Consider the following 16,113-nt stretch of genomic DNA (forward strand, 5'->3'; position numbering starts at 1 on the left):
GGCCGCCGGGAGAACCCGCGGGGCCCTCCGTAGGATGACGGCATGACGACCCCCGACTCGCCCTCGCTTCCGCCCGTCGCGTTCCTGGGAGCGGGGTCGATGGGCGGGGCCGTCCTGCGAGGACTCGTCGCCTCCGGCATCGCGCCGCGACTGCTCGCGACGAACCGCTCGGCGTCGAAGGCCGCCGAGCTCGCCGACCTCGCCGGCGTCGAGAGCATCGCGCTGGAGCAGCGGCCCGACGGCAACGCGGTGGCCGCCGCATCCGCCGACATCCTGCTCATCGGTGTGAAACCGGCGATGGTGCCCGACCTGCTGCGCGAGATCGCCCCGCACGTGCGTCCGGGCGCGGTCGTGGTGAGTCTCGCCGCCGGGGTGACCCTCGCGACGTTCGCCGAGATCCTCGGGGCGGATGCTGCGGTGTTCCGCTCGATGCCGAATACGCCCGCGCTCGTGGGCGAGGCGGTCACCGGGCTCGCCGCGGGGGCGGCGACCACGCCGGAGCAGGCAGCTCTCGTGCGGGCGCTGTTCGAGACCGTCGGCGCCGTCGTCGAAGTGCCCGAAGACCGCATCGACGCCCTGTCGACGATCTCGGGCTCGGGCCCCGCCTACGTCTTCCTGCTCGTGGAGGAGCTCACGAAGGCCGCGCGCGAGAAGGGCTTCGACGACGACCAGGCGCGTCTCCTGGCCGAGCAGACGTTCATCGGCGCCGCGGCGCTGCTGGCAGCATCCGATGTCGACCCGGCGGAACTGCGCCGACGCGTCACGAGCCCGAAGGGCACCACCGAGCGCGCGATCGCCGTGCTGCAGGAGGGCCGCCTCGCCGAGCTCTTCGGCCGTGCCACCGACGCCGCCCTCGCCCGCGCGAAAGAGCTCGCCGCGGGGTCGTAGATCTCAGCGGTCGAGTGCGGCGAAGCGTTCGATGTCGGAGTTCGTGCCCGAGACGATGATGAGGTCGTGGTTCGTGACGACCGTGTTCGCCTCGGCATAGCGGAAGGCGCGGCCGGGGCTTTTCACTCCGACGACGGTGACGTTGTACTTCGAGCGCACGCCCGACTCGTTCAAGCCGATGCCGCGGATGAGCTTCGGCGGATACATCTTGGCGAGCACGAAGTCGTCGTCGAAGCGGATGAAGTCGAGCATCCGACCGCTCACGAGGTGCGCGACGCGCTCGCCGGCCTCGCGCTCGGGGTAGATGACGTGGTTCGCACCGACGCGGGCGAGGATCTTGCCGTGCGACTGCGAGACGGCTTTCGCCCAGATCTGCGGCACCTTGAGGTCGACGAGATTGGCGGTGATGAGCACGGATGCTTCGATCAGCGACCCCACGGCGACGACCGCGACCTGGAAGTCCTGCGCGCCGATCTGCTTCAGCGCGTCGATGTTGCGAGCGTCGGCCTGCACCGTGTGGGTGACTCGCTCCGACCACTTCTGCACGAGCTCGAGGTTGCCGTCGATGGCCAGCACTTCGCGCTCGAGCCGGTCGAGTTCTCCGGCGCAGGCGGCTCCGAAGCGCCCGAGACCGATCACGAGGACGGGGGCGTCGCCCCTGAAGCGATCAACCAACGATGGGCCTTTCGACGGGTCGTGAGTACAACTGCGACCGGGAGCTCGCGGCGACCGCCGCGGCGAGTGTCACTGTACCAATGCGCCCCATGAACATCGTCACGGCCAGCACGTACACCGCGGGATCGGGCAGCTCGGCTGTCAGGCCCGTCGACAGTCCGACCGTCGCGAAGCCCGAGATCACGTCGAAGAGCACTTTCTCGATCGGTGCCTGGGTGATCTGGCCGATCGTGATCGTCGACAGGGCGACGATCGTGGCGCCCCACGCGACGACCGACAGCGCGACCCGCTGCACGTCGCTGGGGATGCGGCGACCGAACGCCTCGACCGACTGGCGGCCCTTCGCCTCGGAGAACACCGCCAGGGCGAGGACGGCGAGCGTGGTGACCTTGATGCCCCCGGCGGTGGAAGCCGATCCTCCGCCGACGAACATGAGCATGGATCCGACAACGAGGGTCGAGCCGTGCAGGTCGCCGATGTCGATGATCGAGAAGCCGCCCGAGCGCGTCATCGCGGAGAGGAAGAACGCCTGGAAGGTCGTGTCCCACGCGTCGGAGCGTCCGAAGGTGAGCGGATTGTTGAACTCCAGCAGCAGGATCGCCCCGGCCCCCGCGAAGAACAGGATCACGGTGGTGATGATGGTGAGCTTCGCGTGCAGCGACCAGCGGCGGAAGTGCCACGCGTGCCGCCAGAGCGTGAAGATCACGGGGAAGCCGATCGAGCCGAGGAAGACGCCCGCCATGAGCACGGTGAGGAGGAAGTAGTCGTCGCCGAAGGGCACCAGACCGTTGGCGTTCGGGACGAACCCGGTGTTCGTGAAGGCCATCGCTGCGTAGTACGGCGCTTCCCAGAGGGCGCTGATGGGGTCGATTCCCGCCATGATCAGCGAGGGGTACAGCAGGACGGTGAGACCCGCCTCGATGACGAGCGTGGAGAGGGCGACGGTGGCGAGCAGCTGGCCGACTTCGCCCAGCCGCACCGTCTGCCCCTCGTTGATCGGGCCGCCGTGCGCGCGCAGCGGATTGCTGTCGCCGGCGGCGATGAGCTTCGCGCGCAGCCCGAGCCGTTTGGAGATGACCAGACCGAGGATCGAGGCGAGGGTCAACACGCCGAGCGCGCCCACGTTCACCCCGATGTAGGTGATGACGTGCCCGAACGGGGACCAGTGCGAGTACATGTCGACGGTCGACAGGCCGGTGACGCAGATGGTGGACACCGCGGTGAACAGCGCGTCGGCGAGCGGTGTGCGTTGGCCGTCGGCGGCGGCGGCGGGCAGCGAGAAGAGCGCGGTGAACAGCAGGATCAGCGTCACGAACACCAACACGGCGAACCGGGCCGGAGACGCCGTCGTCAGGTCGCGCAGGGTGTCGAACCGACGCCGGAGCGATCGCCCGAGATCGCGCTGGGCGCGGGGCCTCGCCGGCGATGCCGCCATGCGCCGCCCCCTTCGATCCCGACCGGGAATCATGGTATCCCGGTCGGGGCGCGGCTAACCTAAACCCATGGCGGACATCTTCGACGTGATCGCGGACGGCACCCGTCGCGACATCCTCCAGTTGCTGCTCGACCGTTCCACGCGCGGCGACAACGGCACGAGCGTCTCGCAGATCGTCCACGAGCTGGGTGTGAGCCAGCCCACCGTCTCCAAGCACCTCAAGGTGCTGCGCGACGCCGAGCTGGTGTCGGTGCGCGAAGAGGGCCAGCACCGCTACTACAGCCTCGCCACCGCCCCGCTCGACGAGGTCGACGACTGGCTGGTGCCGTTCTTCTCGGTCGACCCGGTCGCCGCCACCCTGCCGGAGCCCGCGGTGCACGCGGCCGAGGCGGTCGGGCGCGCGGCGGCACAGGCGAAGTACGCCGTCGCGAACGCGTTCCGCAAGCTCCCCGGGCGCTGACCCGCGCGTTCCGGGGCGGATGCGGCGCCGTGCGCCCCACGCGTCACAGCGGCCTCTCGGGTTTACACGCGTCGCAGGGGAGCCCTAGAGTGTCTGCAGCGCCACAGGACGAAGGGGAATCCATGGCAGAACTGCCGGATGTGCGTTTCCTCACCGTCGCTGAGGTCGCCGAGGTGATGCGAGTGTCGAAGATGACGGTTTACCGTCTCGTGCACGCGGGCGAGCTGCCCGCGGTGCGTTTCGGACGCAGCTACCGAGTGCCCGAGTCTGCCGTCGTGGATGCCCTGCAACGACCGGTCTCCGACGTCGGCTAGACTGATCCGAGGCATTTTTTTGCATCTGCCTCTACCCGGGCGCCGCAACCGGCACCCAGACCCCTGACGTAGTGAGGTTTTCCGTGGGTTCAGTCATCAAGAAGCGCCGCAAGCGCATGGCGAAGAAGAAGCACCGCAAGCTGCTTCGCAAGACTCGCCACCAGCGCCGCAACAAGAAGTAGCGGCCGCCGCACCGAGCGCCTGCCCTCCGTGGCGGGCGCTTCGTGTATCCGTCGCGCCCAGATGAGGAGTTCGCCGTGCAATCCATCACCGTTCACCAGCTCCGCGAACGCGAAGGCACGCCGCTGATCGACGTGCGCGAGGTCGACGAATTCGCCGCCGGCCACGTTCCCGGCGCCGTCAACCTGCCCATGTCGACGATCGGCGACCACCTCGACGAGCTGCCCGATGGCCCGTTCGACGTGATCTGTCAGGCCGGCGGACGCTCGGCCCGCGTCGTCGAGGCGCTCACTGCGCGTGGCCACGACGCGACGAACGTCGAGGGCGGCACCGGGGAATGGATCCAGGCGGGCTTCGACGTCGAGAAGTGACGCGGCGACGTCGTGTCGCGGCCCCCTAAGCTGGAGACGTGACGACCCTCACACTGATCGGTAAGCCCGATTGCCATCTGTGCGACGTCGCAGATGAGATCGTCGACCTCGTGGTCGGAGACCTTCCCCCGCGCGTCGCCGACGGCATCGTGATCGAGCGCTCGTCGATCCTCGAAGATCCCGCCCTGTACGACCTCTGGTGGGAAAAGGTTCCCGTCGTGCTCGTCGACGGGGAGCTGCACGCGCACTGGCGCCTGTCGGCCGATCGCCTCCGCGCCGCCCTTCTCGCGGCCGACACCGAAGGAGCCCCCTCGTGAGCATCCGGCACATCGTCCTGTGGAAACTGGCCGCCGAAGACGCCGACACGCGCGCGCTGCACGCGGAGCAGATCGCCGAGCACCTCACCGCGCTCATTCCCGTCATCGACGACATCCAGAGCCTCGAGGTCGGACGCAACGTCGCGTACCCCGCGACGAACTGGGACGTCGCGCTCGTGTCGGAGTTCGCCGACACCGATGCGCTCGAGCGCTACCAGGTGCACCCCGCGCACCAGGAAGCCGCGGCTTTCGTGCGCTCGGTCGTCACCGAGCGCGCTGTCGTCGACTACCCCTTCTGAGCGCGCTCCGGGGCGCCGTCTTCGGGGGCGATCACCGGGATCGACTGGGTGAAGTGAGCCGCGCGCTCCTCCGCTTCGACGCTGCCGGTGAACAGACCGGTCGCCTCGGGGGTCTCGTGCTTCACGGCAGGGGCGGCAGCATCCTGCTCGGTCATCATGACCCGCTGCACCGGGAGGGCGTCGGGTGCGACGCTCTGGATCCAGCCCACCATCGCTTCGCGTACGAAGCAGCGCAGGTCGAACAGGGTCGGGGCATCGGCGGCGGTCACCAGAATGCGGATGCGGACGAGCCCACCCACCGCGTCGGTGACCTGCAGCACCGAGGCCCGGCCGTCCCACAGGTTCGTCTCGCCGAGCACCCAGGCGAGGTGCGTGCGCATGAGACTGGGGGAGACGCGCCAGTCGACGTCGAGCTCGACCGCGCCGAGCAGCTCACTGCCCTCGCGCGTCCAGTTCTCGAAGGGCTTCGTGGTGAAGTACGTGCACGGAAGCACCAGGCGACGGTCGTCCCAGAGATCGACGACCACGTAGCTCAGGGTGATCTCGCCGATGCGACCCCACTCACCTTCGACCACGACCACGTCGTCGACCCGCAGCGCATCGCTGAAGACGAGCTGCACGCCGGCGAACACGTTCGCCAGCACCGACTGGGCGGCCAGGCCCGCGACGATCGACGCGATACCGGCCGAAGCCAGGATGCTGGCGCCGAAGGCCTGGACGGCGGGGAAGGTGAGCAGCATCGCCGCGATCGCGATGATGGCGATGAGCACGATCGCGAGGCGGCGCACGATGAGGGTCTGGGTGCGGATGCGGCGGGCGACGCGGTTGTCGGGGATGTCGATGCGGTAGCGCCCCAGCGTGACGTCGGTCGCGAACGCGACGAGCCCGCCCAGGAGCCAGGCGGTCGCGCCGATGAGCACGATCGTGAACGCGTGGTCGATCAGCTCTCCCCAGTCGGTGTCGAGGTCGAGGGGGAGTGCGAGGGTCACGGCGATCCACAGCGCGATCACGAGCACGACGACGCGGAAGGGCCTGCGGGCGTGGCGGACGAGGCCGCGCGGCCAGTCCTTCTTCTTCGCCGCGAGCCGGACGCCGAAGGTGACCAGCGACGTGAGGACGACGGCGATGACGAGCGCGACGACGATGGCGATGGCGAACTGCAGCCAGGAATCGATCATTGTTCTCCTCGGGTCGAGGTGCCCACGCTAGCCACCTCACATTTCCGTTGACTGCATCCGGGCGTCCGGTTCGGCAGAAACGCCCTCTCCTGGCTCGTTCGGGGGCGATTGTTCTTAGGGTGGGGAGGCGGGCCGCCCGGCCTTGCACGAGGGAGAACGATGACGCAGACGAAGAAGAAGGCAACGAAGTCCGGCAAGAAGGTCGCCGAGGCCAAGGCGGCGAAGGCCCTGGCGCGGGCGGAGAAGTCGGTACGCAAGGCACGCAAGGCCGTCAAGCACTCCAGCAAGAAGCTGCGCGCGAAGGCTTCCGAGCTGAGGTCCAAGACCGAACGGCTGAGCGCCACCCACGCGGAGGCGGCACGAGAGCTCCAGTCGGCGAAGGCTTCGGTCGCCGTCACAGAGCCTGCAGCCGTGCTGGCCGCCCCGCCGCTGCCGACCGCGGAGGCCGCAGCACCCACCCTCATCGAACTGCGCGGCCGCGCCAAGGAGCTCGGCGTCGCCGGATACTCCCGCATGAACAAGGCGGCGCTGATCGAAGCGGTCGAATCGGCCCCGACGCGATGAAGGTCGTCGCCGTCTACAGCACCAAAGGTGGCGTCGGAAAGACCACCGCCGCGGTGAACGTCGCGTGGGAGGCGGCGAAGCTTCATCGGGTGCTGCTCTGGGACCTCGACCCCCAGGGGGCGGCGACGTTTCTCCTGCAGGTGAAGCCGAAGGTCAAGGGCGGTGTCGGGGCCCTCGTCTCGGGCGACAAGAAGACATCAGCGGCGATCCGCTCGACCGATGTCGACCATCTCGACGTGCTGCCGGCCGATGCCAGCTACCGAGACCTCGACCTCGTCTTGGACTCCGCGAAGAAGTCGGAGCGGAGGGTCTCGAAGATCCTCGAGCAGGTGGCGGGCGACTACGACCTCGTGATCCTCGACTGTCCGCCGGGCTCCTCCCTGGTCGCTGAGAACGCGGCGTTCTCGGCCGATGCTGTGGTGGTGCCGCTCGTCCCCTCGCCGTTGTCGATGAGGGCGCTGGATCAGGTCCTGGCTTTCGTCGCAGCATCCGCCTCGACGGCGAAGGTCGTCGCTTTCCTGTCGATGGTGGATCGGCGCAAGACCCTGCACCGCGACGCGATCGCGACCCTGCCCGGTCACGCGGCCGTCATCGACGTCGTGGTGCCCTCGACCGTGGTCGTCGAGCGCATGGGCGCCGAACGCGCACCGCTGGGGCGCTACGCTCCGTCGTCGGAAGCCGCTCGCGCGTACGCGGCGCTCTGGGCCCACCTGCAGTCCTCGCTGAAACCCCGCAAGCGCAAGCGCTGAACCGCGTTCAGTTGCCGCAAGAAGGGGCCCCGCCGAACGGCGAGACCCCTTGCTGCGGCAACTCAGATCACGGCGCGAGGCGCGTGGGTCCTCGGAACAAGTAGGTGACCTCGCGGATCGAGCTCTCGCCGAGCATCAGCATCAGCACGCGGGCCAGGCCCATACCGAACCCGCCGTGCGGCGGGGCGCCGAAGCGGAAGAAGTCGAGGTAGAAGTCGAGGTGCTCGGGGTCGAGCCCCTTCTCCTTCGCCTGCTCGACGAGCACGTCGACGCGGTGCTCGCGCTGCGCGCCGGTGGTGATCTCCACCCCGTTGAACAGGAGGTCGTAGCTCTTGGTGAGCCCGGTCTCCTCGTCGCGCATGTGGTAGAACGCCCGGATCGCCGGGTGGTAGTCGGTGATGAAGACGAACTGGTGCCCGTAGGTCTCCTGCACGTACGCGGCGATCTGGCGCTCGCCCTCGGGATCGAGGTCGCCGTCGGTGCGGGGCACCTCGTAGCCGCGGCTCTTGACGATCTCGAGCGCCTCGGCGAGGGGGATGCGCGGGAACGGGATCGCCGGCACCTGCACCTCGACGTCGAACAGCTCCTTCACTTCGGCGCCGTGCTTGTCGGCGACCGCCTGGAAGGCGAACTGCAGGAGCTCCTCCTGCATGCGCGCAACGTCTTCGTGCGAATCGATCCAGCTGATCTCGGCGTCGATCGAGGTGAACTCGGTCGCGTGGCGCGAGGTGAAGGAGGGATCGGCGCGGAACGCGGGCGCGATCTCGAAGATCTTGCCGAAGCCGGCGACCTGCGCCATCTGCTTGAAGAACTGCGGGCTCTGCGCGAGGTAGGCGGTCTGGTCGTTGAAGTACTCCAGCGCGAACAGCTCGGCGTTGGACTCCGACGGGCTCGCCATGAGCTTCGGCGTGTGCACCTCGATGTAGTCGCGCTCGATCCAGTACGTGCGCAGCGCGTGCTCGAACGTGGTCTGCACGCGGAAGATGAGGTTGTTGCGGCGCTGGCGCAGGTCGATGAAGCGCCAGTCCATGCGCTTGTCGGCGCTGCTGTCGGCCGCGATCGGCGTCTCGGGGTTGGCGGCGGCGGCGATCTCGAGGGCGCCCACCTTGATCTCCACGCCGCCGAGCTTCACGCGCTCGTCGTGCTTGAGCTCGCCCGTCACGGTGAGGAAGGTGCCGGTCGCCAGCGCCGAGATCGTCTCGGTCAGGGCGAGGGCGGCTTCGCGCGCAGCATCCGCGTCTTCTCCGAGCTCGCGCGTGGCCGGGTTCACGAGCTGCACGGCGCCGGTCTCATCGCGGAGGATGACGAACTGCACCTTCTTCTGATCACGCACCGTCTCGACCCATCCCGACACCGAAACCGGGCCGTCGGGGGCGGACTGGAGCTGCTTGACCAAGACGCGTTCGTTCACGAGAGGTCAGTCTACGTGCGGGCCGGTGTCCGCAATGCCCGCGGGCCAGGGCTTTCTCGACCGCACGCGAGGATCGGCCGACCGGGCGTCGACGGGCAGCGCCGCGGGGCCCGCGGCCGCCGTTCGGCGTCTCACGTGGTCAGCGAGGCCGCCGCGCAGCATCCGACGACCTCGTCCCTACAATGTCGCACGTGACGTTCTCCATGCCCCCGTCGTCGTACCGCACGCTCTCGCCCGAGCGCGTGTCGCGGCGGGCGCCCCGCGTGTGGGACGTCGCCCTGACCGTCGCGCTTCTCGTGCTGCTCACCCTTTTCGCGCTCGCCGCCTCGTACGCGGGATTTCTGCTCGCGATGGCCTCCGACGCCTGCGCGACGGTCTCGTGCGACGTCGAGATGATGAACGTCGGTCTGTGGTTCGGTGTCATCTCGCCGTGGGCGGTGCTGCTCCTCTCGGTCGTCGCCGCCGTCGTGCTGCTGGTGAGGCAGCGTCTCGCGTTCTGGGTGCCGCTGGCGGGTGCGGCCCTGATGGTCGCGCTGTGGTTCGTCGCTGCGGCGATCGTGGGCTCCGCCGTTCGTCAGTGAGCGGATGCTTCGGGGTGACCCGATCGCGCACGGGGGCCCGTACCCAGGATTCCCCGATCCGGCCCGCTTAGGCTGGGCGAGGCGCCCGGTCGGGCAGCCGATCACCGAGCGCGAAGGCACCCGATGACCGACACCACTGTTCTTGTGACCGCTGCCGCGCAATCCGGCGGCGATGGTTCATGGCTGTCCGCCCTCGCCGACTGGACCGTCTCGCTCATGGAGATCATCGGTCCGGCGGGAGCCGGTGCGGCGATCGCCCTCGAGAACCTCTTCCCCCCGCTTCCGAGTGAAGTCGTGCTGCCCATGGCCGGTCTCACCGCCAGCCGCGGATCGTTCACCCTCGCCGAAGCTCTCATCTGGACGACGCTCGGCTCGGTCGTCGGGGCGTTCGTGCTCTACGGCATCGGAGCGTGGCTCGGAGCCGCGCGCCTGCGCCGTATCGCCGAGTGGATGCCGTTGATGAAGGGCGACGACGTCGACCGCACGGTCGCGTGGTTCCACAAGCACGGCTGGGCGGCGGTGTTCTTCGGCCGGATGATCCCGATCTTCCGCAGCCTCATCTCCATCCCGGCCGGCGTCTCGCGCATGCCGCTGTGGAAGTTCGGCCTTCTCACGGCCGCGGGAAGCGCCGTCTGGAACACCATCTTCGTCATGGCCGGGTTCCTCCTCGGAGAGAACTGGCATGTCATCGAGCAGTACGCCGACATCCTCCAGTACGTCGTCATCGCCGTCGCCGTCGCGGCCGTGGTCTGGTTCCTCGTCGTGCGCGTGCGCACGATCGTGCGCGATCGCCGCGAGCGCCAGCTCGACGGGGTCTGAGACCGTTCGGCGTCGAGCGATCTGTCCCGCCCTCAGCGGGCTCGCAGAACCCGCCGCCGTAGACTGGGCGGGTGCCTGCCGACCGTCTCCACCTCGTCCGTCATGGCGAGGTGCACAATCCGCGTCGCGTGCTCTACGGCCGTCTCCCCGGTTTCGGGTTGAGCGTCGACGGGCGTCGCATGGCGCGTCAGGCCGCCGAATACGTCCACGGGCTCGAGCGGCCGATCGGTGCGCTCGTCGTCTCGCCCCTCCAGCGCACTCGGGAGTCGGCCGAGCCGTTCGAGGAGACCTTCGGCGTCGACCCCTACATCGACGAGCGCGTCATCGAGCCGACCAACGTCTTCGAGGGGCGACGGATGCGGCGCGCCCTCGCCAATCCGCTGAACTGGCGGCACCTCACCCGCCCCGCCGTACCGAGCTGGGGAGAACCCTACGACCGGGTCGCCGGGCGGATGCTGCAGGCCATGGACGATGCGTGGAACCGCACCGACCGCGGTGACGTCGTCGTCGTCTCGCACCAGCTCCCCATCTGGGTCACGCACCTCGCCGTCGCGGGACTCCCGATGAAGCACGATCCCCGCAACCGCCGGTGCGCGCTCTCGAGCGTCACCACCTTCGAGCGACGCGGTGACCCCGCGACCGGACAGCGCTGGGTCGAGGTCGCTTACGCCGAGCCGGCGACCACCGCCGGCGCCATCGATGTCGGAGCCGTGTGATGCGCCGTCTTCTCGCGGCCGCCGCGGCCGCCGCCCTCGTCGTGGGCCTCGCGGCCTGCACCAACGACCCCCTCGCCTCGCAGTACCGGGAGGGTGACAACAAGGGGTTCATCGCCGGAGACTTCCGCGTCGACGAGATCCCCGCCGCCGAGCGCGGCGAGCCGGTCGACTTCGCCGGTACGACCGAGCACGGCGACGAGGTGACCAGTGCCGACTACGCCGGCGACGTGCTCGTCGTCAACTTCTGGTACGCGGCCTGCGGCCCCTGCATCGTCGAGGCGCCGCGGCTGGAGGCGGCCTACACGTCGTTCGAGGGTCAGGACGTGTCGTTCCTCGGCGTGAACACCTACGACCAGGCCGAGACGGCCGCCTCGTTCGCCCGCGACAACAACGTGTCGTATCCGAGCGTCATCGACGTGAACTCCGGATCGGTCAAGCTCGCCTTCGCCGACAAGACGCCCATCAACGCGACTCCCACGACACTCGTGCTCGACAAGCAGGGGCGCGTGGCCGCCCGCATCATCGGCGAGCTGGAGGAGTCGTCCATCCTCGAGACCCTCGTGCGCGACGCGCTGGCGGAGACCACGTGAATCCGGGCGCGATCGTCTTCGACGGCGCCCTCTGGCTCGCGGTCCCCATCGCCCTGGCCGCGGGCCTCGTCTCGTTCCTCTCCCCGTGCGTGCTGCCGCTCGTCCCGGGCTACCTCGGCTTCATCGGCGGCACCGTCGCACCCCGTCGGGGCGCAGCATCCGCATCTCCCGGGAGGGGGCGCCTCGTCGGAGGCGTGCTGCTGTTCATCGCCGGGTTCACGCTCGTCTTCATGACGGTGAACGTGCTGGGCGGCACGGTCGGGCGATTCTTCCTGCAGTACGCCGACGTGATCACGCGCATCATGGGCGTCGTCGTCATCCTCATGGGGCTCGTCTTCATCGGTCTGTTCGGGCTCGCCCAGCGCACCATGCGCCTGCAGGCCAAGAGCGGTGTCGGTCTCGTCGGTGCGCCGCTCCTGGGCATCGCGCTCGGCATCGGGTGGACCCCGTGCATCGGCCCGACCCTGGCCGCGATCTTCTCGGTGTCGTACAACCTCGGCGACCCGTGGCGAGCGGCGCTGCTGGGCCTGGCGTATTCACTGGGTCTCGGCATCCCGTTCCTCCTGCTCGCCCTCGGCTTCGGCTGGGCGACGAGGTCGACATCGTTCCTGCGGAAGCACATCCGCGCCGTCAACATCGTCGGCGGTCTCTTCCTGATCGCGCTCGGCCTGCTCATGGTCACGGGCGTCTGGGGTTCTCTCATGTCGCAGCTGCAGGGGGTGATGGGAAGTGTCCCGCTCCCGCTCTGACTCGTCCGTTCCCGACGACGGGCGCGACGACGGATCCGGTTCCGCCGATCCGCTGCGTCCGTCCGACCACGCCGACGGCGACGCGATCACCTCGCCCTCGCTCGGATTCGTCGGGTGGCTGCGGTGGGGGTGGCGTCAGCTCACGAGCATGCGCACCGCGCTGGTGCTCCTGCTCCTTCTCGCGATCGCCGCGGTGCCCGGGTCGATCGTCCCCCAGCGCAGCGCCGACCCGAACGGCGTCACGCAGTACTTCGCCGACAACCCCGACCTCGCACCGATCCTCGACAACCTGAGCCTGTTCGACGTCTACACCTCGCCCTGGTTCTCGGCGATCTACCTGCTGCTGTTCATCTCACTCGTCGGCTGCGTGCTGCCGCGCACCAAGCACCACTGGAAGGCGCTGCGCACCCGGCCGCCGCGCACTCCCGCGCGTCTTGCCCGCCTCGACGACTACCGCGAGACGCGTGTCGAGCTGCGCGACGGCGAGGACGCCGCATCCGTCGCCTCCGCCGCCGTCGAGGCGGCGCAGGAGCAGCTGCGAAAGAGCGGCTACCGCGTCGAACGGTACGACGCGCGTGGAGCGCTGTCGGTGTCGGCCGAGCGGGGCTACCTCCGCGAGACGGGCAACCTGGTCTTCCACGCGGCGCTCGTCGGCGTGCTCATCGCGGTCGGGGTCGGCGGCGGGTTCACCTACACCGGGCAGCGCGTCATCGTGCAGGGCACGACCTTCACCAACACGCTGCTCGACTACTCCTCGTTCAACCCCGGTCGTTTCGTCAATGCCGACAATCTCGTTCCGTACTCGATGACGCTCGACCGGTTCGACATCTCGTACGTGCCCTTCGGGCAGCAGGGGGCCGGGCAGGCCGGTGACTTCGTGGCGCACATGACCACCCGTCTCGCGGGCGAGGAGCCGAAGGAGGGCGAGGTGCGCGTCAACCACCCTCTCGATGTCGCCGGCGATCGCGTGTACCTGCTCGGCAACGGATACGCCCCCACGATCACGATCCGCGACGCGGAGGGGACCGCGATCTACACCGACTCGGTGCCGTTCCTTCCCCAGGACAGCAATATGACCTCGCTCGGCGTCGTCAAGGTGCCCGACGGCTTCCCCGAGCAGCTCGGACTCATCGGTTTCTTCTACCCGACGCAGGCCCCGCTCGAGTCGGGCGCGTTCACCTCGGCCTACCCGTCGCTGGCCAACCCGGTGCTGACCCTCAACGTCTACAGCGGTGACCTCGGTATCGACGGGGGGACCCCTCGCTCGGTGTACACGCTCGACGTCAACGACATGGAGCAGCTCACCGGCGGAGACACCGGCGTCGACTCCATCGAACTCGCCCCCGGCGAGACGCAGGCCCTCCCGAACGGTCTCGGCACCATCACCTTCGAAGATGCCTCGCCGGAGGGAGCGGCGAACCTCGACCAGTCGGTGAAGAGGTTCGTATCGCTGTCGATCCACCGCGACATCGCCGCCCCCTGGGTGCTCGGCTTCGCGCTCCTCGCGCTGGCGGGTCTGCTCGCCGCGCTGTTCGTTCCCCGGCGCCGCATGTGGGTCAAGGTCACCCCCGACGGTGACGCCGTCCGCATCGAGTACGCAGGCCTCGCCCGCGGCGAGGACCCCACCCTGGCCGAAGCCGTCTCCGCTCTCGAGGCCCGTCACTCCCTCGCCTTCGAAGCCCGCCGCCACACCCCCGGAAGTAGAATCACCCCATGACCGGAACCGAAGACGCGCTCTCGTTCGACGCGGTCTCGCTGCTGCTCGTCTGGACGTCGATCGCGATCTACGTGCTCGCGTTCATCGCGTACGCCGTCGACCTCGCGCGCCGCTCCGACCTCGCCGTGAAGGCACAGGATGCCGCGGAGGCACGCGAACTCGTCGCCGCGGGCGGTGGGTCGGTCTCTGGCTCGGCCGCCGGCTCCCGGCAGGGTGCCGAGCTGCCTGCCAAGCCCCGGTTCGTCTGGGCGCGCATCGGTACGACGCTGACGGTGCTCGCGTTCCTGTTCCACTTCGCCGGTACGGTGCTGCGCGGCCTCGCCGCCGAGCGCGTGCCGTGGTCGAACATGTACGAGTTCGCCCTGACCGGCACGCTCATCATCGTGTCGGTCTACCTCGTGACACTGTTCCGCTACGACCTGCGCTTCCTCGGGTCGTTCATCACCGGCATGACCGTGGTGCTCCTCGGCGGCACCCTCCTCAGCTTCTACGTCGAGGTCACCCCTCTGGCCGACCCGCTGAAGTCGGTCTGGCTCGTGGTGCACGTCTTCGTCGCCGCCTTCGCCACGGGGCTGTTCGCGCTCGCCTTCGGGCTCTCGGTGCTCCAGCTGCTGCAGGCCCGCCGAGAGGCTCGCGTCGCAGCATCCGCCGAGCTCGTGGCAACCGAGGGCACCGCGGCCCCGAAGCGGATCGGACTGCCGTTCCTGCGGACGATCCCCACCGCCGACGCGCTGGAGTCGCTCGCGTACCGCTTCGCGATCGTCGGGTTCATCTTCTGGACCTTCACCCTCATCGCCGGGTCGATCTGGGCCAACGACGCGTGGGGTCGCTACTGGGGCTTCGACACGAAGGAAGTCTGGACCTTCGTGATCTGGGTGCTCTACGCCGGATACATCCACGCCCGCGCGACGCGCGGCTGGCGCGGAACCCGCTCGGCATGGCTGTCGATCATCGGTTTCACCGCGGTGCTGTTCAACTTCACCATCGTGAACATGTTCTTCAAGGGCCTGCACGTTTACTCCGGCCTGTCGTAAACCCCGCGGCTCGCTCGCTCTCTCTTTCTGAGAGTCCACAACACCCGGACGCACGAGGTCGGTCGCCCGGGTGTTGTGGACTCTCAGTTAGCCCGTGACCATCCGCGCGAGCGCAGCGCGCGTTCGACGCGGGCGACGAGGGAGGGCGGATCGGCGAGGTGGTGCGCGATCACCCGCACGATGATCCACCCCTCGGCCTCGATGTCCGCCCAGCGATCGGCGTCGCGGGCGAACTGCGCGTGCTCGGCGTGCTGGCGTCCGTCGTACTCGACGCACACGCGGTAGCGCCGATACGCGATGTCGAGTCGTGCGATGAATCGACCGTCCGCCGAGCGCAGGTCTTGGTTCAGCTCCGGCTCGGGGAGCCCGGCGCGCGAGAGCACGAGGCGGGTTCGCGTCTCGGGCCGCGATTCCGAGCCGGTGCGCATCTCCGACAGGGCCCGAGCGAGGTCGCGTGCTCCTCTCCTTCGCAGCCGCACGACGGCTGCTGCGAGATCTTCGGCCGAGGCCGAGCCCGCCGTCAGGATGCCGTCTGCCGCGGCGACGAGGTCGTCGAGGGTGAGGATGCTGCCGAGCTGGGCCCATGTCTCGGCGACCGAGGGCACCGGCAAGCCCTGGGCGAGAGTGAGCATCTCGGCGGTGAGGTCGGTGCGATGGCCGATCACTCCCGTCGTCCGCGGCGCCCGCGCGGGCGGGCAGGCGGCCACGTGCAGCGGCCCCATCTCGGCGGAGCGGGGGAGCAGCATCTGCCAGAGCGCGGCGGCGGTGCTGTGGCTGAAGAACTGCAGGCCATCGAGCCGTGGCAGGAGCAGCCGGCACCGGTCGAGGACGGAGTCGCGGAGCGCATCGGCCGGCGCGCGCACGCCGTGGAACGGCGCGAACAGATCCGCGGCGTCGAGCCGGTCGCGAGCCACGCCCGCTGCCCTCGCCGCGTTGGTTCGGAAGGAGGCGCCCTGCAACGAGGGCGGGAGCTCGGCGCGTTTCATCCGCCCAGGGTGCGCGCCTCCCCGCACCCGCTCCTGCGCCCGAGGAGATCTGTGCACAGTTCGCTCCCTCCGGCGCCCTG

The 16,113-nt window shown here is 69.2% G+C and carries 20 protein-coding genes and 1 pseudogene; 16 read left to right on the plus strand and 5 right to left on the minus strand.

The genetic code is table 11. The features are described 5' to 3' along the window. Window positions 1-42 precede the first annotated feature (42 nt). Window positions 43-888 (plus strand): pyrroline-5-carboxylate reductase, encoded by an 846-nt coding sequence (gene proC, locus ABTU82_RS10695; protein ID WP_407173426.1) that lies wholly within the window; start codon window positions 43-45, stop codon window positions 886-888. A gap of 3 nt (window positions 889-891) precedes the next feature. Here the strand turns inward: proC and ABTU82_RS10700 are convergent, their stop codons facing one another. Together ABTU82_RS10700 and ABTU82_RS10705 are read right to left on the minus strand one after the other, a co-directional pair. Continuing rightward, window positions 892-1,563 (minus strand): potassium channel family protein, encoded by a 672-nt coding sequence (locus ABTU82_RS10700; protein ID WP_116647738.1) that lies wholly within the window; start codon window positions 1,561-1,563, stop codon window positions 892-894. After that, entirely contained in the window at window positions 1,556-2,998 is a 1,443-nt protein-coding gene (locus ABTU82_RS10705; protein ID WP_116647739.1) for a TrkH family potassium uptake protein, read from the minus strand. The genes ABTU82_RS10700 and ABTU82_RS10705 overlap by 8 nt, the downstream gene beginning before the upstream one ends. A gap of 67 nt (window positions 2,999-3,065) precedes the next feature. Between ABTU82_RS10705 and ABTU82_RS10710 the strand changes: the two genes are divergently transcribed. From ABTU82_RS10710 to ABTU82_RS10735, 6 genes are all read left to right on the plus strand, one after another. Then, window positions 3,066-3,458 carry an ArsR/SmtB family transcription factor gene (locus tag ABTU82_RS10710; protein ID WP_116647740.1) on the plus strand — a complete coding sequence of 131 codons (393 nt, stop codon included), beginning with the start codon at window positions 3,066-3,068 and terminating at the stop codon, window positions 3,456-3,458. A gap of 122 nt (window positions 3,459-3,580) precedes the next feature. After that, window positions 3,581-3,772 (plus strand): helix-turn-helix domain-containing protein, encoded by a 192-nt coding sequence (locus tag ABTU82_RS10715; protein ID WP_116647741.1) that lies wholly within the window; start codon window positions 3,581-3,583, stop codon window positions 3,770-3,772. An 83-nt stretch (window positions 3,773-3,855) separates the two neighbouring features. Further along, window positions 3,856-3,954: a 30S ribosomal protein bS22 gene (locus ABTU82_RS10720; RefSeq protein ID WP_003792170.1), complete on the plus strand. Its 99-nt coding sequence runs from the start codon at window positions 3,856-3,858 to the stop codon at window positions 3,952-3,954. Window positions 3,955-4,029: 75 nt separating this feature from the next. Beyond that, complete coding sequence (locus ABTU82_RS10725; RefSeq protein WP_116647742.1) at window positions 4,030-4,323, plus strand: rhodanese-like domain-containing protein; 294 nt, start codon at window positions 4,030-4,032, stop codon at window positions 4,321-4,323. A gap of 38 nt (window positions 4,324-4,361) precedes the next feature. Next, window positions 4,362-4,640, plus strand: coding sequence for a glutaredoxin family protein (locus ABTU82_RS10730; protein WP_116647743.1), 279 nt, complete (start codon window positions 4,362-4,364; stop codon window positions 4,638-4,640). Further along, entirely contained in the window at window positions 4,637-4,939 is a 303-nt protein-coding gene (locus ABTU82_RS10735) for a Dabb family protein (protein WP_116647744.1), read from the plus strand. Before ABTU82_RS10730 ends, ABTU82_RS10735 begins: the two co-directional genes overlap by 4 nt. Here ABTU82_RS10735 and ABTU82_RS10740 read toward each other — a convergent pair. Next, the gene (locus ABTU82_RS10740) at window positions 4,927-6,117 is read right to left on the minus strand and encodes a mechanosensitive ion channel family protein (protein WP_407173451.1); all 1,191 of its coding nucleotides are present in this window, start codon (window positions 6,115-6,117) and stop codon (window positions 4,927-4,929) included. The two genes, ABTU82_RS10735 and ABTU82_RS10740, sit on opposite strands and share 13 nt — an antisense overlap. A 159-nt stretch (window positions 6,118-6,276) precedes the next feature. On the opposite strand from ABTU82_RS10740, the gene ABTU82_RS10745 reads away from it, so the two are divergent. Together ABTU82_RS10745 and ABTU82_RS10750 are read left to right on the plus strand one after the other, a co-directional pair. Continuing rightward, complete coding sequence (locus ABTU82_RS10745; protein WP_407173452.1) at window positions 6,277-6,681, plus strand: Rho termination factor N-terminal domain-containing protein; 405 nt, start codon at window positions 6,277-6,279, stop codon at window positions 6,679-6,681. Beyond that, a complete protein-coding gene (locus ABTU82_RS10750) occupies window positions 6,678-7,430 on the plus strand; it encodes a ParA family protein (RefSeq protein ID WP_116647747.1) in 753 nt (250 codons plus the stop codon). Before ABTU82_RS10745 ends, ABTU82_RS10750 begins: the two co-directional genes overlap by 4 nt. A 67-nt stretch (window positions 7,431-7,497) precedes the next feature. On the opposite strand, the gene aspS is transcribed toward ABTU82_RS10750, so the two are convergent. Further along, window positions 7,498-8,841, minus strand: coding sequence for an aspartate--tRNA(Asn) ligase (aspS, locus tag ABTU82_RS10755; protein WP_116647748.1), 1,344 nt, complete (start codon window positions 8,839-8,841; stop codon window positions 7,498-7,500). A 119-nt stretch (window positions 8,842-8,960) separates the two neighbouring features. On the opposite strand from aspS, the pseudogene ABTU82_RS10760 reads away from it, so the two are divergent. The 7 genes and pseudogenes from ABTU82_RS10760 to ccsB form a co-directional block, all read left to right on the plus strand. Further along, window positions 8,961-9,422: pseudogene (locus ABTU82_RS10760) on the plus strand (DUF6264 family protein); the annotation flags it as partial. Window positions 9,423-9,545: 123 nt separating this feature from the next. Beyond that, window positions 9,546-10,241 (plus strand): DedA family protein, encoded by a 696-nt coding sequence (locus ABTU82_RS10765; protein WP_407173455.1) that lies wholly within the window; start codon window positions 9,546-9,548, stop codon window positions 10,239-10,241. 71 nt (window positions 10,242-10,312) lie between these two features. Next, the gene (locus ABTU82_RS10770; protein WP_116647751.1) at window positions 10,313-10,957 is read left to right on the plus strand and encodes a histidine phosphatase family protein; all 645 of its coding nucleotides are present in this window, start codon (window positions 10,313-10,315) and stop codon (window positions 10,955-10,957) included. Then, the gene (locus ABTU82_RS10775; protein WP_116647752.1) at window positions 10,957-11,547 is read left to right on the plus strand and encodes a TlpA family protein disulfide reductase; all 591 of its coding nucleotides are present in this window, start codon (window positions 10,957-10,959) and stop codon (window positions 11,545-11,547) included. Before ABTU82_RS10770 ends, ABTU82_RS10775 begins: the two co-directional genes overlap by 1 nt. Next, window positions 11,544-12,296: a cytochrome c biogenesis CcdA family protein gene (locus ABTU82_RS10780; protein ID WP_407173456.1), complete on the plus strand. Its 753-nt coding sequence runs from the start codon at window positions 11,544-11,546 to the stop codon at window positions 12,294-12,296. Before ABTU82_RS10775 ends, ABTU82_RS10780 begins: the two co-directional genes overlap by 4 nt. Further along, complete coding sequence (gene resB / locus ABTU82_RS10785; RefSeq protein ID WP_407173458.1) at window positions 12,277-14,013, plus strand: cytochrome c biogenesis protein ResB; 1,737 nt, start codon at window positions 12,277-12,279, stop codon at window positions 14,011-14,013. Before ABTU82_RS10780 ends, resB begins: the two co-directional genes overlap by 20 nt. Then, entirely contained in the window at window positions 14,010-15,047 is a 1,038-nt protein-coding gene (gene ccsB / locus ABTU82_RS10790; RefSeq protein WP_116647755.1) for a c-type cytochrome biogenesis protein CcsB, read from the plus strand. The genes resB and ccsB overlap by 4 nt, the downstream gene beginning before the upstream one ends. Before the next feature lie 83 nt (window positions 15,048-15,130). Here ccsB and ABTU82_RS10795 read toward each other — a convergent pair whose 3' ends face one another. Beyond that, entirely contained in the window at window positions 15,131-16,033 is a 903-nt protein-coding gene (locus tag ABTU82_RS10795) for an endonuclease domain-containing protein (RefSeq protein WP_407173460.1), read from the minus strand. Window positions 16,034-16,113 lie beyond the last annotated feature (80 nt).

The sequence above is a fragment of the Microbacterium deferens genome, assembly GCF_045517775.1.
Lineage (GTDB): Bacteria > Actinomycetota > Actinomycetes > Actinomycetales > Microbacteriaceae > Microbacterium.

Excerpts from the sequence above, each read along its gene's own strand:
- proC (WP_407173426.1), top strand. The coding sequence starts at position 43 with ATGACGACCCCCGACTCGCCCTCGCTTCCGCCCGTCGCGTTCCTGGGA.
- ABTU82_RS10705 (WP_116647739.1), bottom strand. The coding sequence starts at position 2,998 with ATGGCGGCATCGCCGGCGAGGCCCCGCGCCCAGCGCGATCTCGGGCGA.
- ABTU82_RS10710 (WP_116647740.1), top strand. The coding sequence starts at position 3,066 with ATGGCGGACATCTTCGACGTGATCGCGGACGGCACCCGTCGCGACATC.
- ABTU82_RS10715 (WP_116647741.1), top strand. The coding sequence starts at position 3,581 with ATGGCAGAACTGCCGGATGTGCGTTTCCTCACCGTCGCTGAGGTCGCC.
- ABTU82_RS10740 (WP_407173451.1), bottom strand. The coding sequence starts at position 6,117 with ATGATCGATTCCTGGCTGCAGTTCGCCATCGCCATCGTCGTCGCGCTC.
- ABTU82_RS10745 (WP_407173452.1), top strand. The coding sequence starts at position 6,277 with ATGACGCAGACGAAGAAGAAGGCAACGAAGTCCGGCAAGAAGGTCGCC.
- ABTU82_RS10750 (WP_116647747.1), top strand. The coding sequence starts at position 6,678 with ATGAAGGTCGTCGCCGTCTACAGCACCAAAGGTGGCGTCGGAAAGACC.
- ABTU82_RS10765 (WP_407173455.1), top strand. The coding sequence starts at position 9,546 with ATGACCGACACCACTGTTCTTGTGACCGCTGCCGCGCAATCCGGCGGC.
- ABTU82_RS10775 (WP_116647752.1), top strand. The coding sequence starts at position 10,957 with ATGCGCCGTCTTCTCGCGGCCGCCGCGGCCGCCGCCCTCGTCGTGGGC.
- ccsB (WP_116647755.1), top strand. The coding sequence starts at position 14,010 with ATGACCGGAACCGAAGACGCGCTCTCGTTCGACGCGGTCTCGCTGCTG.
- ABTU82_RS10795 (WP_407173460.1), bottom strand. The coding sequence starts at position 16,033 with ATGAAACGCGCCGAGCTCCCGCCCTCGTTGCAGGGCGCCTCCTTCCGA.